At 44.3% G+C, this 16,333-nt stretch carries 15 protein-coding genes and 3 rRNA genes; 7 read left to right on the forward strand and 11 right to left on the reverse strand.

What is annotated here, in order from left to right; translation table 11 throughout:
- Positions 1 to 680: 680 nt before the first annotated feature.
- Entirely contained in the window at positions 681 to 1,124 is a 444-nt protein-coding gene (locus QUA33_RS28340; protein WP_445304777.1) for an IS1 family transposase, read from the forward strand.
- Between the two features lie 244 nt (positions 1,125 to 1,368).
- Positions 1,369 to 1,515 (forward strand): hypothetical protein, encoded by a 147-nt coding sequence (locus QUA33_RS23370; RefSeq protein ID WP_333151584.1) that lies wholly within the window; start codon positions 1,369 to 1,371, stop codon positions 1,513 to 1,515.
- Between the two features lie 13 nt (positions 1,516 to 1,528).
- On the opposite strand, the gene QUA33_RS23375 is transcribed toward QUA33_RS23370, so the two are convergent.
- Entirely contained in the window at positions 1,529 to 2,401 is an 873-nt protein-coding gene (locus tag QUA33_RS23375; protein ID WP_333151586.1) for an ABC transporter permease, read from the reverse strand.
- A gap of 237 nt (positions 2,402 to 2,638) precedes the next feature.
- Here QUA33_RS23375 and QUA33_RS23380 point away from each other — a divergent pair, with 237 nt between their 5' ends.
- Both QUA33_RS23380 and QUA33_RS23385 read left to right on the forward strand, forming a co-directional pair.
- Positions 2,639 to 3,967, forward strand: coding sequence for a pitrilysin family protein (locus QUA33_RS23380; RefSeq protein WP_333151588.1), 1,329 nt, complete (start codon positions 2,639 to 2,641; stop codon positions 3,965 to 3,967).
- A gap of 473 nt (positions 3,968 to 4,440) precedes the next feature.
- Positions 4,441 to 5,475: a C39 family peptidase gene (locus QUA33_RS23385; protein WP_333151590.1), complete on the forward strand. Its 1,035-nt coding sequence runs from the start codon at positions 4,441 to 4,443 to the stop codon at positions 5,473 to 5,475.
- A gap of 186 nt (positions 5,476 to 5,661) precedes the next feature.
- Here QUA33_RS23385 and nadC read toward each other — a convergent pair whose 3' ends face one another.
- A complete protein-coding gene (gene nadC / locus QUA33_RS23390; RefSeq protein ID WP_333151592.1) occupies positions 5,662 to 6,525 on the reverse strand; it encodes a carboxylating nicotinate-nucleotide diphosphorylase in 864 nt (287 codons plus the stop codon).
- A 387-nt stretch (positions 6,526 to 6,912) separates the two neighbouring features.
- On the opposite strand from nadC, the gene QUA33_RS23395 reads away from it, so the two are divergent.
- Both QUA33_RS23395 and QUA33_RS23400 read left to right on the forward strand, forming a co-directional pair.
- Positions 6,913 to 9,297 carry a hypothetical protein gene (locus QUA33_RS23395; protein ID WP_333151594.1) on the forward strand — a complete coding sequence of 795 codons (2,385 nt, stop codon included), beginning with the start codon at positions 6,913 to 6,915 and terminating at the stop codon, positions 9,295 to 9,297.
- Positions 9,298 to 9,439: 142 nt separating this feature from the next.
- Positions 9,440 to 9,640, forward strand: a complete 201-nt coding sequence (locus QUA33_RS23400) for a hypothetical protein (protein ID WP_333151596.1) — start codon at positions 9,440 to 9,442, stop codon at positions 9,638 to 9,640.
- 218 nt (positions 9,641 to 9,858) lie between these two features.
- Here the strand turns inward: QUA33_RS23400 and QUA33_RS23405 are convergent, their stop codons facing one another.
- From QUA33_RS23405 to sufR, 9 genes are all read right to left on the reverse strand, one after another.
- Positions 9,859 to 11,424 (reverse strand): cytochrome P450, encoded by a 1,566-nt coding sequence (locus tag QUA33_RS23405; RefSeq protein WP_333151598.1) that lies wholly within the window; start codon positions 11,422 to 11,424, stop codon positions 9,859 to 9,861.
- Between the two features lie 249 nt (positions 11,425 to 11,673).
- Positions 11,674 to 11,790, reverse strand: a 5S ribosomal RNA gene (rrf, locus tag QUA33_RS23410).
- A gap of 196 nt (positions 11,791 to 11,986) precedes the next feature.
- Positions 11,987 to 12,142 carry a hypothetical protein gene (locus QUA33_RS23415; RefSeq protein ID WP_333151599.1) on the reverse strand — a complete coding sequence of 52 codons (156 nt, stop codon included), beginning with the start codon at positions 12,140 to 12,142 and terminating at the stop codon, positions 11,987 to 11,989.
- Between the two features lie 182 nt (positions 12,143 to 12,324).
- Positions 12,325 to 12,441 (reverse strand): 5S ribosomal RNA (gene rrf, locus QUA33_RS23420).
- Between the two features lie 33 nt (positions 12,442 to 12,474).
- The gene (locus QUA33_RS23425) at positions 12,475 to 12,609 is read right to left on the reverse strand and encodes a hypothetical protein (RefSeq protein ID WP_333151602.1); all 135 of its coding nucleotides are present in this window, start codon (positions 12,607 to 12,609) and stop codon (positions 12,475 to 12,477) included.
- A 215-nt stretch (positions 12,610 to 12,824) separates the two neighbouring features.
- Positions 12,825 to 12,941, reverse strand: a 5S ribosomal RNA gene (gene rrf / locus QUA33_RS23430).
- 196 nt (positions 12,942 to 13,137) lie between these two features.
- Positions 13,138 to 13,545, reverse strand: coding sequence for a hypothetical protein (locus QUA33_RS23435; protein WP_333151604.1), 408 nt, complete (start codon positions 13,543 to 13,545; stop codon positions 13,138 to 13,140).
- A gap of 230 nt (positions 13,546 to 13,775) precedes the next feature.
- The gene (locus tag QUA33_RS23440; protein WP_333151605.1) at positions 13,776 to 13,913 is read right to left on the reverse strand and encodes a hypothetical protein; all 138 of its coding nucleotides are present in this window, start codon (positions 13,911 to 13,913) and stop codon (positions 13,776 to 13,778) included.
- Complete coding sequence (sufR, locus tag QUA33_RS23445; RefSeq protein ID WP_333151607.1) at positions 13,867 to 14,571, reverse strand: iron-sulfur cluster biosynthesis transcriptional regulator SufR; 705 nt, start codon at positions 14,569 to 14,571, stop codon at positions 13,867 to 13,869. The genes QUA33_RS23440 and sufR overlap by 47 nt, the downstream gene beginning before the upstream one ends.
- Before the next feature lie 188 nt (positions 14,572 to 14,759).
- Here sufR and sufB point away from each other — a divergent pair, with 188 nt between their 5' ends.
- Complete coding sequence (sufB, locus tag QUA33_RS23450; RefSeq protein WP_333100751.1) at positions 14,760 to 16,202, forward strand: Fe-S cluster assembly protein SufB; 1,443 nt, start codon at positions 14,760 to 14,762, stop codon at positions 16,200 to 16,202.
- Positions 16,203 to 16,333: the final 131 nt, after the last annotated feature.

Below are 16,333 nucleotides of genomic sequence, written 5' to 3' on the forward strand. Positions count from 1 at the left end.
ATTTGGGCTTTGGGTCAGGTTCGATCGGCACCCCGGCATCGACTGCAATTACTCTGCTTTAAGGCTGTTAGTAGAGCGAGGAATCCTTGCTCTACTAATATATTTTGCAAGTATTTAAATAAATGCTTTGGTAGTAATTCACAGTAACTGTTTAATATTAAATCAACATAAATTTCTGAAGTAAAAGTATAGAATGTCCTAATTGTCAAAGCTGTTTTTTATTAACAATGTAAAAACTTATTACAGGAAACAGCGATTTAAGTGTAAAGATTGTAGTCGGCCGGCAGATTAAAAATTCTCAAGACAGGCAGTTTTCACTCCTAAACTAAATCCTTAATGGAGCGGCTGATTTTATAAAAAACTTCTTGAGCCGGAATTGCTAGAGCTACGGCGGTATCCCTTCGAGGGCTTAAGAATTATGTATGTAAATAAAAAGTATGCCGAAATTTCTGGAAAAATTTTGGTGATTTAAAAACCGAAAGGTTCATTGAATTTACAGGTAGATGAAATGCGGTCAATAGTCAAAAACAAGAGAAAAAAGCAATGGCTCTGGATAGCTTTCAATCGAAATACCCGTAAAATTGTTGGACTTTATATTGCAATAGTCCGGACAGTTTTCAAGCACTAACGGTAGAATGAGGGTTTGGGCCTTCTCAGCGAGATCTAATGCTAACGGTAGAATGAGGGTTTCAGCCTCTGTCTCAAAAACTGTCCGGAGTATTGATATTGAAGAGCGCTCAAAAAAATCTGCGTCCATGCTCTGGCAATCTTTACCTCCTGTTTATAGACTATGTACTGTTTGTTATACAGATTTTTGGGAATATTATTCAGAAGTGCTACCTTTTAAAAGACAGCGACTTTTAGGTAAAGAATCGGGAAAAACCAGTCACAATGAAAGACTTAATAATACTTTACGGCAGCGAATTTATCGTTTGGTTCGTAAAACCTTGTCTTTCTCAAAAAACTGCTTTCACCATATTGGGGCACTTTTTAACTGTGGACCTCACTATAATTTTTGCATAAGAAAACGATATCCTTACTGTGTATTACTACTAACGCTAGTTTATGTAGAGAGCAAAAAGCTTGATTATCATTACTATGCAGGACTACCAAAATACTATTGATTATTTTGCAAAACTATAACTGAAAAAAGCTGCAACATGGTTCAGACCTTCGCGGTATCGCCCTCGAAGGCGTTCCAGAGGAACAGGTTAACCCCACCCCGGAAATGGCGACAATTTTGGGTCAAGCTTTTGTGAGTTGGCTGGTGCAAAAAGTCAATAAATTAGTCGCAGAATTAACGATAAATCAGTCGCAGAATTAACGATCGCGATCGGGCGCGACAGTCGCCTATCCGGGTCAATCTTAATGCAGCCAGTCATAGCGGGTATCACCTCAGTCGGCAGCCCAGGCTACGACTTTGAAATGGCTTCAACTCCCGCCAAAAGTTTGAGCATACATGAACAATTTTTAGAGGAGGCACAGTATGGCTCAAATACTGTGCTTGCTGCGTAAGTCCTGAATATTGCTATTTCCTTGCCACAGCATTGGATCGGGGGTCTAAAGCGTCTCGCAGCCCGTCGCCCAAAAGATTGAAACCCAGAACAGTCAAGGTAATCAGCAAACCGGGAAACAAAATAGTCCAAGGAGAAGAAAGAGCGTATCCGCCCTTAAAAGCATCAGAAAGCATCGTCCCCAACTCAGGAACCGGCGGCTGTGCGCCCAAACCCAAAAAACCCAAACCGGCAGCTTCTAGTGTCGCCGTACCAGTCGAAAGAGTTGCTTGTACAACTAGAGGCGCCAGACTTCCCGGTAAAATGTGGCGAAAAATAATCCGCAAGTCGCTGGCGCCCAAGGCCTTGACAGCCAAAACAAATTCTTGTTCCCGCAGAGACAGCACCATACTGCGAGTTAAGCGGATGTAAATCGGAATTTGCACGAGGCTGACAGCGATAATTACACTTTGCAGGCTCGGCCCGGTGACGGTAACAACGCCGATCGCCAGTAAAATCGAAGGAAAAGCTAGCAAAATATCCGCCAAAGTGCCGATCGCAATTTCCAGCAACCCCCGAAAATACCCCGCCACCAGCCCCAAAAGCGCTCCTACAATTAAACCCGCACCCACAGAAACCAGGCTGACTACTAAAGAGATCCCCAATCCGTGCCACACCCGCACCAACAAATCTCGCCCCAAACCGTCGGTGCCAAACCAATGTTTAGCGCTAGGAGCCACCAAGCGCGACAAATAATCTCGATCGACCGCCGGATCGTAAGGAGAAAGTAGGGGGGCCAACAGTGCCGAGATCGTCAGCGCTACAGTCAAAATTAAGCCGATTTTCCCCGAAGTCGATCGCCAAAATCGTTGAAAAGCTGGTTGTGGAAATACTAAGTTTTTATTCAATCTTCGATTTTCCATCGAATGCTGTCACCAAAAAACAGAGGACTTGGGCAACTATTAGGATAAATTAACGATCGCGATCGCAGAAATACGTTAACAAGACTTCTTCCGGGAGACCAAAAACTCGGTGCGTCCATTACCCTCCACATCCAATTACTTTTTCGCGCCAAATGCCGAATGCCTGAGCCCTTCCTTCAAGACCCTTTAAGATATAGAGAACAAGATAAATTTAAAAGCCAAATGACATCAACCCTACTCAAAACCTCCGCCCGATCGCCCCTCAACGCCCCAACAATCCGCCATTTCCCCAACGGCCTCACCGTTATAGCCGAACACTTGCCGGTCGATGCTGTTAACCTCAGCGTGTGGCTCAATTTAGGCTCAGCCGTCGAACCAGACGACATTAACGGCATGGCTCACTTTTTAGAACACATGATTTTTAAGGGAACTCCGAGCATTCCCAGTGGCGAATTTGAGCGCGCGATCGAGCAGCGCGGCGCTGTCACCAATGCTGCCACCAGCCAAGATTACACTAACTATTACATCACCACAGCTCCTAAAGATTTTGCCGAACTAGCTCCCCTGCAAGTCGATGTGTTGCTCAACGCCAGCATTCCCGACGACGCCTTCGATCGAGAACGGCTGGTAGTCTTAGAAGAAATTAGACGATCGGAAGACAATCCCCGCCGCCGTACCTATCAGCGATCGATGGAATTAGCCTTTGAAGTCCTGCCCTACAAGCGACCGGTACTCGGCCCGACTGCGGTAATCGAACAGTTGACAGCCCAACAAATGCGGGATTTCCACAGCAGCAGATATCAGCCAGGGGCCATGACAGCCGTAGCTGTAGGCAATTTGCCAGTCGAGCAACTAATAGAAATTGTCGCAGACAGTTTTGCAGCAAAAAGTACAGCACAAACCAACAAAATAAATGTGCCTGCTGTCGGCAACTTTCATCCAGAATCCCAAATCCTGAACTACGGCCAAGAATCGCCGTTTACAGAAACAGTCCGCCGCGAATTTGTAGACTCTGCCCTTCAGCAAGCCCGACTGATCGTGATGTGGCGAGTGCCTGGTTTCATGGAAATGTCCGAAACTTATGCCCTCGACGTTTTAGCGACAATATTGGGTCACGGCCGCACAACTCGCTTGGTTCAGGATTTGCGCGAAGAAAAAGGGCTAGTCTCGTCAATTTCGGTCAGCAACATGACTCAGCGACTTGGCGGTGTATTCTCAATTTCCGCTCAACTACCGACAGAAAACTTGGCAGCAGTGGAAGCTGCCATCGTCCAACACATCCGCACTCTCCAAACCGAACTGGTGACAGATGCCGAAATTTCCCGCATCCGCACTCAAGTAGCAAATCGGTTTATCTTTGGTAACGAAACTCCGAGCGATCGAGCAAGTTTGTACGGTTACTATCAGTCGATGGTAGGAGATATCGCTCCCGCCCTCAACTATGCCGCCTGCATCCAAGCTCAGACTGCCGAGGATCTCCGAGAAGCCGCCGTCAAATATCTCTCTCCCGACGCGATGGGTGTTGTGGTAATTCGTCCCGACGAAGCATAAATTGGACATCGCCTCAACAGGGCAATTCTCCCATCCCTCTGCTTTTGAGCCATCCAACGGCATTCGGCCTTCGGCAGGAACAATGTCCACGCGCACGAGGGATTTTTAGTCAATAGTGCGTGAAATTCGATCGGCCCTCGCCTTGAAGGTTTTGTATCAAATAATTAATATGAAGCCTTTAAGGTACGGACGATCGGCAAAATTACCGTAATTTTATGAGACGATAAACTCGGAATTATTGACGAGTCAGCAATTTAGTCTAGGGAAACCGGATCGATCGGCGATCGTAATTCTAAAATCTAAAATCTAAAATCGATTGATCGGCAAAATTACCGTAATTTTATGAGACGATAAACTGGGAATTATTGACGAGCAAGCAATTAAGTCTAGGGAAACCAGATTGATCGGCGATCGTAATTCTAAAATCTAAAATCTAAAATCTAAAATCGATTGACAGGGGCACGCACGCAAGCATGAAATTACAAAATTTTCTCAACTCAAAAATTAGGTACGATGCCAAAGCAATTGCTGCAGACGACGAACTCAGTGGTCAAATTCAAAGCCGCCTCATTGACCTGGGTTTACTGAAGCCTCCCGTAGACGGAATTTTTGGCCCTCTCTCTACCGCCACCCTCCACCGATTTCAAACTCTGATGAAGTGCGGCGAACCGGGTTTTTTGGGAGCAGTCACAGCCAAAAAGCTGATTGAAACCAAACCAGAGGAGATTCCCACACATCCCCTGATCCTGAAAACGCTCAGAGACACCATTTTAAAATCAAAACCGCTGGCGTCTTCTCAACTTCACGACTCGGAAAAACAAGTAATACCAGCCGGAAAAGAGTTTGAGATTCTGGCTTTTGCTCCGGCTCGCGGCCACATCAGAGTTGCTCTCCGCAACGAGTCTTTCAAAGGTTCAGGAATTTGGTATGTTTTTGGAGCACACGCTCAAATTACTCAAGAGAGCGTTCTGTTTTTTCCCAAACCGAATCCCCCAACTGTCAGGCTCGGCATTCCTTATCGATCGCAACTGGATAACTTGAATAATCCTACAGGTTCTTGCAATGTAACTTCATTAGCGATGTGTATGGACTTTTTGAAGGTGCCACGTCGCCAACAAACCGGGCAATATGAAGACGAACTCTACGAATATGCGATCGCCAAAGGTTACAGTCGCTGGGACCCCTACGATTTAGCAAAGATTGTTAAGGATTACGGCGCTCAAGATTTCTTTACCGAGAATGCAACTATTGATGACGTTCAAGATTGGCTCGCGAGCGGAAATCCCGCTGTCATCCACGGATACTTCACGTCTTTCGGTCACATTATAGTTGCCTCCGGCTACGACAGCGAGGGATTCTTCGTTCACGATCCCTATGGTGAGTGGTTCCGAAGTGGCTACGATACAAGTATCAGCGGTGCTTACTTGCACTATACTTACCGCTTAATCCGCAGCCTCTGTATGCCTGACGGGAATTTTTGGGTTCATTTTATCTCAAATCATTGTTAAGAGTCATTAGTCATTAGTCATTAGTCATTAGCTAAGAGATAAGTTGCCTCTGGAATTATTCGGCGATTCAAATCGCTTAATAGTCAAACGAAGTCGGAGCAGAGGGAGACTAAAGAGTAAAATGGCTATTAAAGATTGATTTGGTATTGGCAATATTTTATATCACTAATGACTGCTGACTAATGACTAATGACTTTGAATTTTCATGCTCAAATCCAGCCAAGTCGATCGCGTAATCGGAGCACTGGTAGAAATATAGTCCACTCCGGTTTCGGCGACACTTCTAATTGTTTCTAAAGTAACATTGCCGGAAGCTTCAATTTTTACCCGATCGCTCTTTTGGCGAATTATTGCCACTGCCTGCCGCATCAAATCAAAGGACATATTATCTAACATGATAATATCGGCTTTGTGCTGCAAAGCTGTCTCTACTTCAGCGAGAGTTTCGGTTTCGACTTCGATTGTCAGCGGATAGGGGATAGAATTGCGAATTAGGGCGATCGCCTCTGCAATTCCCCCAGCCGCCGCAATGTGATTGTCTTTCACCATCACCGCGTCATCTAATCCCATCCGGTGATTGCAAGCACCGCCGACTTGAGTTGCGTATTTTTCCAACAATCTCAATCCGGGCGTTGTCTTGCGCGTATCTACCAATTGCACGCGCAAATCGGCAATTTTGTCAACATATTTCTGAGTTAAAGTAGCGATGCCGCTCAAACGCATTGCCAAGTTTAATGCTACTCTTTCTCCGGTTAGCAGCGCATCGAAATTGCCCGAAATCTCGGCAATTACTTCTCCTTTTTCGCACAGTTTCCCTTCCGGTACTTGGGGGATGAAACTGAGGCCGCTGTCTAAAAGTTTAAATGTGCGATCGGCAATTGGCAATCCCGCAATGACTCCAGCTTCTTTGACTATCCATTTAGCCGTACCCTGGATGCTGTTTGCGGGAAATAAGGCCGATGTAGTGCGATCGCCCCTACCGATATCTTCTAGTAGCCAGTTGTGCAATAGGGAGTCTAAAACTATCCAAGGCGGTAATATTGCTGTCATATTTTTGTCAGTTGTTATATCAAGATCATATCTACTAGGAAGAATAGTCGATCGGGTAATTTTAGGCAAGTTGCAAAATAATCTGGCCACGCGGATTTCCTTGTTGGCTTAGTTACAGTTTGCTCAACAGGCGCAGTTGTGTAGTCAATCACCTGTTGACAACGTTGGGTGTCGGTGATTTAATAGAGTGAGTTTGCTTTGTCGCAAGAAAAATTAGCGCCAAAGAAACAAGCTCATCTGATTTAGGAGCAAGCAGAGGCTTTGGGGTGGGCCACTAGGGCTAAGGGTAAGTTTGCTAGTAAATTTGGAAGTAACGAACTTGATAAATTAGAGTTCGGATTTGATTATTTCGCCTAAAAACTGCATTCAAGCTACAAATACTCAGTTATGACTCACTTAAATATTTCTCCTCTCAACCGTCGCTCTTTTCTTAGTTATGTTGCTTTAGGTACTTTGGGTTTATTGACAAAAGACTTGCTCGATCCAGCTAGCGCTATGGCTGATAGCGAGGGATTAGGCAAAAATTTCTCTACCTTGGAGAACTATCATATTTTTGTTCCTTATACCACAGCCCGAGTAGGAGGAAAGCAAACTTTTACTTTGCGATCGGGAGAACCTTGCCAGGTGGAAATTCCCTCCAAAGCTCAAGATAGCCAAGAGATTACCATCAAAGGGCGCGGTCAAGACGGTAAAGATATTACTGTAGTTTTGCATACCTTATACGATAGACAACTCGGAATAAAAGAGGAAATTTATCAAGAAATTGACAAAAAGACGCAATTTGTCGAAGAAGCAAGCAAAGCGAAATGCAAATTTGTTTATGAGCAAGTTGAAGATGGTGAGTACATTGATGATCTGATCGCCTTGGATTTTCTGGATTATGTTATATCGTCCTCAAAGCTAGACAGCAAAATTCAAAAGCGTTACCAACTCGCCAGTACCAATTCACGGCTGGTCGGAATGTGGCAAGCCATTGAATCGACATTGGCTCAATCTAAACTGACTGAGGCAGAGAAGAAACTAATCAGAGGAACTTTTGCATACGTCCGCGCCGGCGAACCTGTTCCTGACTTTAAAGCACTCACAGATATTGACTCAATCGTGGCAAGTTCGGCGCTGCCTTTAGAAATAAAACAGAGTTACTCTTTGTCCAGTGCCAATTCAAGAGGATTAACAGTTGATTTTATTCTGGTCAAACAAATTAAGGACAGCCAATTGAGTGCTGAACAAAAGCAAAATTACCAGTCAATATATCAGCAGGTGCGCGACGGCAAGACAGTAGAAGATGCAGCAACTTTGAACTCGCTAGACTCCTTCATTAACAAAGCCAAAATCCCAGAAAATGCTAAAGCTGTTTACTCAATAGCAAGGAAACAAAATTTAGAGAATCAAATTGCTTCTGGTGAAAAAGCCGATGCTTTTGTCCAAACTGCTCAAGCATTCAAAGAGCAACTGACGGATGCTAAAGACAAAGGAGCAGCAATTGTTCCACAAGCTACGAGAGTGTTGAGTACACTTGGAGCAGAAACAGCAACGGGTGTTAGTATTAGCAGTTTATCTGGCGCGGCTGCAACCAACGCGACTTTAGCTGTTTTAGGTGGTGGTTCTGTCGCGGCTGGTGGTTTAGGAATGCTGGGTGGTTTAGCAGTAGCAACAGGAGGAGCCGCGCTAATTGGAGCCGCAGGGCTGCTGTCTATTGCGTTAGTCTCGGAAATGGACAGGGAAGACCAAAAAAATCTGGGAATTGCAATTGGTACAGGAACAGTCGCCGGTACTGCAACTATTTTAGCTGCTTGGACTGCTGCGAGTGCTTTGGGAGCTGCAGGTACATTGTCCGGTGCTGCTGCTATCACTGCCACCATCTCGACTATTGGTGGACTCAGTGTAATGACTGGCGGCGCTGCTCTTGTTGCATCAGGTACAGCATTTTTAATTTGGTCATTACTCAAAGGTGGAAAGAATCGCGATTCATCCGTGCTGCACCAGTTAGAAACTCGAACCTACACCTATACTGAAAATATCATTGCGGATGATTTCGGAAAATTTTTACAAAACAATGTAAGTCCAACAAAGGGTATTAAAGATGGATTTTCTGCTCCTAATATTCCATTAGATAAACTATCCAAAGCGCTGTCTTCATGGCTATCTCTTGACTCTGGAGAAAAAGTAATCGCTTTGATAGACAACAGTGTTTTTAAGGATGCAAAAGAGGGGGTTGTATTTACAAACGCAAAAATGGCTTGGAAAATAATTCTTTCAGAAGCTGATGCCATTAACTATGAAAATTTAGCAAAATTTGTCAAGACGGAAAGCAAATTAACTTCACTGCTATCTGACGCGAAGCAGAAACAGGAGTTGTCTAAGTTGAAAAAGGTAGTAGATATTTTGTCAGACGAGAAATACTCTACCAATTTATCTAAGTTGCAAGAGTTAGTAACTATAGTGGGGAGTGACAAAAACTTATCGGATCTGGTTTCTAATGAGAAGTATAAAAACAAGTTGCCACAATTAAAAAATGCAGTAGCTATTTTATCAGACGAGAAGTACAGTCAGAACTTGTCTAAGTTGAAAGATGTTGTAGATGTCTTATCTAATGAACCTGATTTAGTAAAATTTTTCTCGTCGCAATTAGTGTCACAGCTATCTGACAAAAACTATACCAATGACTTGTCTAGGTTAAAAGAGGTAGTAGATAGGTTTTTAACTGAACCTGACAAGGACAATTTCACTAAATTGCTTCGACAAATTGGTCAAAAATATAGCACAGTTTAGGCAGCAACTTTTGCCCGCGATTCGGGCTATGAGGAAGGCGGAAGGCGATCGCCCACTATTGACTGCTAAAATTAAGGGCGATCGCTTGTTATGATTGTATTCAAATAAAAACGACTGCAATGGGCAATTATGATGAGTATTCGTGATATTACGATCGCCCTTATTGCAGCAACTTCCCGAATCATTCTTGCCAGAAGTCAACGACTTCATCGACTTTGTGATGCACAATCACCAAAATAGAATAGCTGAACCCAAACTCCCAGACGATATTGCTAAAGCTTGGGCAAAATCGTTCGAGGAGGTCGATCGCTACTTACAAAAAAATTGTGTGTACCGCATATAAATGGAATATTCTGTATCTACTTCAATATCATCCAAAGCTGGTTGAAGATGTTTCCGATTCCGCAATTATCTTTGGGATTTCCTAGGCTGATTTCTTTCCCATTCCTATTACTCAAACGAATTTTACCCCTGATTAGCTATTTTCCTATGCTTAGAGTGACAGAAGAGCACTAATCCGGCTATCTTGTATATTCCTAAAAATTGCGGTGTTTGAAAGGTTTAGGCTAAGTTTCTCCCTCGAAAGCGTACTGGCATTCGATCTGACGGATAAATTAACAGGTTTTGCTGTAATTCTTCGAGAGAAGAACGACCGTTGATTAACTCCCAATCGAAGTGGCGCACCAATAATGCTAACATCATTGTTCCTTCCAGCATTGATAGATGCTCTCCTAAGCAACGATGCGACCCGGAGCCAAAGTGTATCATTGGCAGTGAACTTGTTTCCTTATTCTTGTCTAGCCAACGTTCGGGCCGAAATTCCTCTGGGTTAGCATAAACTTCTGGATCTCTTCCGGCTGCAAGCATTGACCAGGATACTCTTGTCCCACGCGGAATCACTGTACCCTCAATTAGAGTATCCCGTTGAGTCTCCAATGGACTTGAGCCAGAGGCCACTGAATAAAGGCGCAGTGTTTCTTTGATAATGGCACGAATATAAGCCAATTCTTTGAGGTTTTTTAGGTTGATCCCACTTTCTTTTTGCCAAGCTTGGTCAACGATATCTCGTGCTTGTTGAAATACTCTTGGATTTAAGCTCAATTCGCCAACTGCAAAGGATAAAGTATGGGCTGTGGTGTCAGTACCCGCGATTAATAGTTCAATCGATTCTGATATTAAGGTTTCGCGATCGTATTTTGGTTCTTTAGCCGCGATTTTGACTAACATTGATTCCCTAAACAAACTACTGACTTGTGGGAAATCAGTTTGATTTTGTTCTCTCATCTGTAAAGCTAAGTCAACGCGGGGAGTAAGGAATTCCGTTAAATATCGCCTTGCTGCCCAATAATCCCGTGAATTCTGAGTTGGCAAATATTTCATCCATCTTTTCTCCCCCGTAGCTTGTCGCAGGAAACGATAACCTACAATAGACATCGCTTCGTACACCTTGCTAACTTCCAGGGGGGAACCTTCCTGACTGGTACTATTTCTATCTACAGGAATACCTAGTACAAAAGAGGAAATCACCCTCATTGTTAGTTCCACAAACAGAGGATCTACCTCCACTTCTTTTGGGGGTGCAACTTGTTTCAGTGTCTCAATGACTTGTTCGCAAGCTTGGCTAATTATTTCCACATATTTGGAAAGATTGCTCGAACTAAATTCCGGATTCCAAGCCTGGCGTCGCCACTGCCACTCGGTTGCAGTTTCTCCCAGCATAATAGAACCGCTGATATCGTTCCATGCTTGACGTACTTGCTTGGATCTAATTAAGCTACCATCCCTCATCCCATTGATAATGGTATCTTCTATTACTTTTGGTTTACTTAAAATCACAGATGGAGTCCTACCATTCCAGATGACGTACATCGGGCCTAACTGCTGACTCCAATCAAAAAATAGCTGAAATAATTTTTTCTGTTTTACTGCTGCTAATACTTGTGGCAGATTTCCTAACACCCAATATTGGGGAGGCGAAGGAAGTGATTGTAGCGATTTATACGTTTCCTTTCCTTTCCACCATCGCCAAATCAGTATAGACGCTATGCTAGTAACGCCTAATACTATTACTAAATATGACAAGAAGGAAGAAGAACCATTTATTTGAGAAGTAATGCTTTGAAACATAAATCTGCCCAAGTCCATAGTTTTTTATTACCCATATACTACCTTGAAATGGAGACTAAGTAAGTCAACGTGATTAAATATAAAACGTTCGACTTGGTAATTGCCAGATGTGGCTCTAGCATTAACTCCTTTTCAAATACACAACAAGCTCTGGACTTACGCACTTGTCATATTACAAACATCTGTAACTCACCAAAAAATTAAAGCCCTTTTCCGTTGTTGCGGGAAAAGAGCTTTAATTTATTATTAACCTGGCACTGAGCTATTTTACCGGGCAGTGACCCGCCGAGTATCTTCGCCATAGCAACGTTTAACAACCGAGTTCGGGATGGATCGGAGTGGTTCCATTACATCATAAGCACCAGGAAAGCTTTGAAAACTTTTAATCCTGTGTCTGCGTTTAGTTTGATGCGCTGCATCTCTTTCGCTCGACCTAATTACTGTATCAAGTTTGCCTTTGTCTGTCAACCCCAAAGTCAAAACTTTTTTTCGATCGCCTGAAACAGCCCCCAATAGCCGAGTTTGACGTATTATTTGTCAGTGAGGCCGATCGACCTTTAACTCACAAATCCCAAAAAGCCGCCTCGACACCCTGTTCTGTGGGAATCTTCCCGTCCTTCACAAACCAAGCCACAACCTGCTTAACTGTTAATTGTTCGATCGCCCTTTCGGCTTCTATCGCAATTTGCCTCTCATGCCGCAAAGACGAAATTACCAAATTCGTAAAAAAGTTTTCAAAACTTGCATCAAGTTCGATCGACCCAAAATATGTTCCTGGCCCAGAATATTGAGATTTCTACAAAGGGCCCCAGACGAGCTTTTGTGTAGATGCCTAATAACTCACCAAAAAACTAAAGCCCTTTTCCGTTGTTGCGGGAAAAGAGCTTTAATTTATTATTAACCTGGCACTGAGCTATTTTACCGGGCAGTGACCCGCCGAGTATCTTCGCCATAGCAACGTTTAACAACCGAGTTCGGGATGGATCGGAGTGGTTCCATTACATCATAAGCACCAGGAAAGCTTTAAAAACTTTTAATCCTGTGTCTGCATTAAGCTTGATGCGCTGCATCTCTTTTGCTCGACTTAATTACCTTATCAAGTTTTCCCCTGTCTGTCAACCCCAAAGTCAAAACTTTTTTTCGCTCGCCCGAAACAGCCCCCAATAGCCGAGCTTCTGTCGCCATTTGCCTCTCATGCCGCAAAGACGCAATTACCAAATTCGTAAAAAAGTTTTCAAAACTCGCATCAAGTTCGATCGACCCAAAATCTTTTCCTGGCCCAGAATATTGAGATTTCTACAAAGGGCCCAAGACGAGCTGTTGTTTAGATGAGTAATAACTCACCAAAAAACTAAAGCCCTTTTCCGTTGTTGCGGGAAAAGAGCTTTAATTTATTATTAACCTGGCACTGAGCTATTTTACCGGGCAGTGACCCGCCGAGTATCTTCGCCATAGCAACGTTTAACAACCGAGTTCGGGATGGATCGGAGTGGTTCCATTACATCATAAGCACCAGGAAAGCTTTGAAAACTTTTAATCCTGTGTCTGCGTTCAGTTTGATGCGCTGCATCTGTTTCGCTCGACTTAATTACCTTATCAACTTTTCCTTTGTCTGTCAACCCCAAAGTCAAAACTTTTTTTCGCTCGCCCGAAACCGATGGAATTATCAGGGTCTGAGGTCTAGTTTGGGGGTGCGGTCGAGCGACCTTTAACTCACAAATCTAAAAAAGCTGCCTCGCTTCCCTGTTCTCTGCGAATTTTCCCGTCCTTCACAAACCAAGCCACGACCTGCTTAACTGTTAATTGTTCGATCGCCCCTCCCGATTCTGTCGCAATTTGCCTCAAAGGCCGCAAAGACGCAACGACCAAATTCGTAAAAAAGTTTTCAAAACTCGCATCAAGTTCGATCGACCCTTTAATACTCTCATCATTCTTAATCCAATCCATCACCTGCCCATTAGTCACCTCAGCCACCGGCTTCCCAGTCTCCCCAGCAATTTGCTTGAGCACCCTCAAAGCATAAATTGCCACCCGCGCCGAAAACTTTTCCTTCGACGACAGCAGCGCCATATCAACTTCGGCACACTCTTCCGGCTTTAAAAAATCTGCTAGCGGTTCCATAGTTATTAGTTACTTGTTATTTGTTATTTGTTATTTGTAATCGGTAATCGGTAAAAACATCTATCCGTGTATCCGTGTCAAAATCCGTATAGTGCTGTCGGTAATTGGTAAAAGCAAAAAAACACCCATCCGTGTATCCGTGTCAAAATTCGTGTAGTGCTGTCGGTAATTGGTAAAAGCAAAAAACACCCATCCGTGTATCCGTGTCAAAATCCGTGTAGTGCCTTCCCTCATCCTTCTTCCTTCTTCCTGACATCCGTTACATCCGTTACATCCGTTACATCCGTTACATCCGTTACAGAATCCGTTGCCGAACTTCCCTCATCCTTCTTCCTTCTTCCTTCTTCCTTCTTCCTTCCTTCTTGCAATCAAATAACCGCAGCGGTGTTCCCCATTAATAATCGAGTGAGTCCGCTCCACAATACAATCCGGCAAAACCGCTGCAAACATTTCCAACTCATTACCGCAGACACTCGGAAAAGTTTCAGCAACATTAGAAATCGCGCAGTTGTGTTCCATCAACACAAATCGATCGCCCAAACCAGCGCGATCGCACATCCCCACCTCTACAGATTCTACAGGATAACACTCAGCCATATAACCTTCAGCCCTGCGAAGTTCCACCAACTTAGTCACCCGCTCTTGCAGCGAACCCGCACCCACCAGTCGCCGATAGTCCGTAGCCTTACGCTGCCACTGTTTTCGCAGGATAGTAATCACTTGCTCGCGGCCGACGGTTTCGGCCAAAGTATCCAAGAAAGAGACTGCAAAATCGCCGTAACGGTTCGCGAATCGATCGCGCCCCAAACTGGTAAGCTCATAAATGTGCTGCGGCCGCCCCATCCCAGCCTGAACCGACTGATACTGAATCAGCCCCTCCGCCTCCAAATCCTTTAAGTGACGGCGAATCGCCTGCGGGCTGATATCCAAAGACTCCGCCAACTCAAGAGCCGTCCCTTTATCCCCCTTAAGCAAATATTCCAGGATGTCTTGTTTCGTGGAAGTCTGCTGAGTAGTCTCCATCATCTTCACAAAAAATTATTAATTTGACTTTGACAATATCACTATTGTTAATGTAGCTTAAAATATAGTAAAGCAACAAAATTGTTGTTTAACTTCCCAGAGCAGTCCAGCAGAACTCGCTCAAGCCCAGACAGGCATTGCCCCGTCTGCCATCCAGAGAGCATTATCTAGAACACTGAACACGCAAAATAATGAGTTCTACCACAGTCAAAACCTTAGTCAACCAGCCCTACAAATACGGTTTCGTCACCGATATCGAATCAGACACCATCCCCCGCGGCTTGAGCGAAGATGTAGTCCGCCTGATTTCCGCCAAGAAAAACGAACCGGAATTCATGCTGCAATTCCGCCTCAAAGCATACCGGCAGTGGTTGAAAATGACCGAGCCCACTTGGCCCCACGTCAACTATCCCGCGATCGACTACCAACAAATTATCTACTATTCCGCGCCCAAACAAAAGCCCAAAAAGCTCAACAGTTTGGACGAAGTTGATCCGACACTGTTAGAAACCTTCGAGAAACTCGGTATTCCCCTCTCCGAACAAAAACGGCTCGGAAATGTCGCCGTTGACGCCGTTTTTGACAGCGTTTCAATTGCGACAACCTTTAGAGAAAAGTTAGCCAAAGATGGTGTTATTTTCTGTTCAATTTCAGAAGCTGTAAAAGATTATCCCGAACTAATAGAAAAATATCTCGGCAGCGTCGTACCAGTCGGCGATAATTTTTTCGCAGCTCTCAACTCCGCCGTATTCAGCGACGGTTCCTTTGTTTACATTCCCAAAGGAGTTAAATGCCCGATGGAACTGTCAACCTATTTCCGCATCAACAACGGAGATTCCGGGCAGTTCGAGCGCACCCTCATTGTCGCCGAAGAAAACAGCTCAGTGTCTTACCTAGAAGGTTGCACCGCGCCGATGTTTGACACCAATCAACTGCACGCCGCCGTAGTCGAATTGGTAACAATGGACAATGCCGATATCAAATACTCCACAGTGCAAAACTGGTACGCTGGCGACGCCAATGGCAAAGGCGGCATTTACAACTTCGTGACGAAACGGGGTTTGTGTCAGGGAGTTAATTCTAAAATTTCTTGGACGCAGGTAGAAACTGGTTCGGCGATTACTTGGAAATATCCGAGTTGCGTGTTAGTGGGCGACAACTCGGTGGGCGAATTCTACTCAGTAGCGCTGACAAATAACAAACAGCAAGCTGACACCGGCACCAAAATGATCCACGTTGGTAAAAATACTCGCAGCACTATTATTTCTAAGGGAATTTCTGCGGGTAATTCATCCAACAGCTATCGCGGCTTAGTGAAAATGGGACCGAATGCTAAAGGCTCTAGAAATTACTCTCAGTGCGATTCGATGCTGATTGGGGATAACGCTCAAGCGAATACTTTCCCTTATATTCAAGTGCAGAACCATACGGCTAAAGTGGAACACGAAGCTTCTACTTCTAAGATTGGGGAAGAGCAATTGTTCTTCTTCGCACAGCGGGGAATTTCCGCAGAAAATGCTATTTCGATGATGATTAGCGGTTTCTGTAAAGATGTTTTCAATCAGTTACCGATGGAATTTGCGGCGGAAGCTGACAAGTTGTTGAGCCTGAAACTGGAAGGAAGTGTCGGATAATTTTCGCGGCCAAGAAACCCTTTCAGGCCGAGTCCATCGGTAATAACTTAAGCTCCCCGTCCGCCTGGGAATGAATTCCTTGGCTAATAGCTAAACTCCTCTAAACAGGACTAATGAGTTTAAAAATTTTC

This window comes from Microcoleus sp. Pol14D4, from assembly GCF_036701245.1.
In the GTDB taxonomy this organism is placed as follows: Bacteria; Cyanobacteriota; Cyanobacteriia; order Cyanobacteriales; family Microcoleaceae; genus Microcoleus.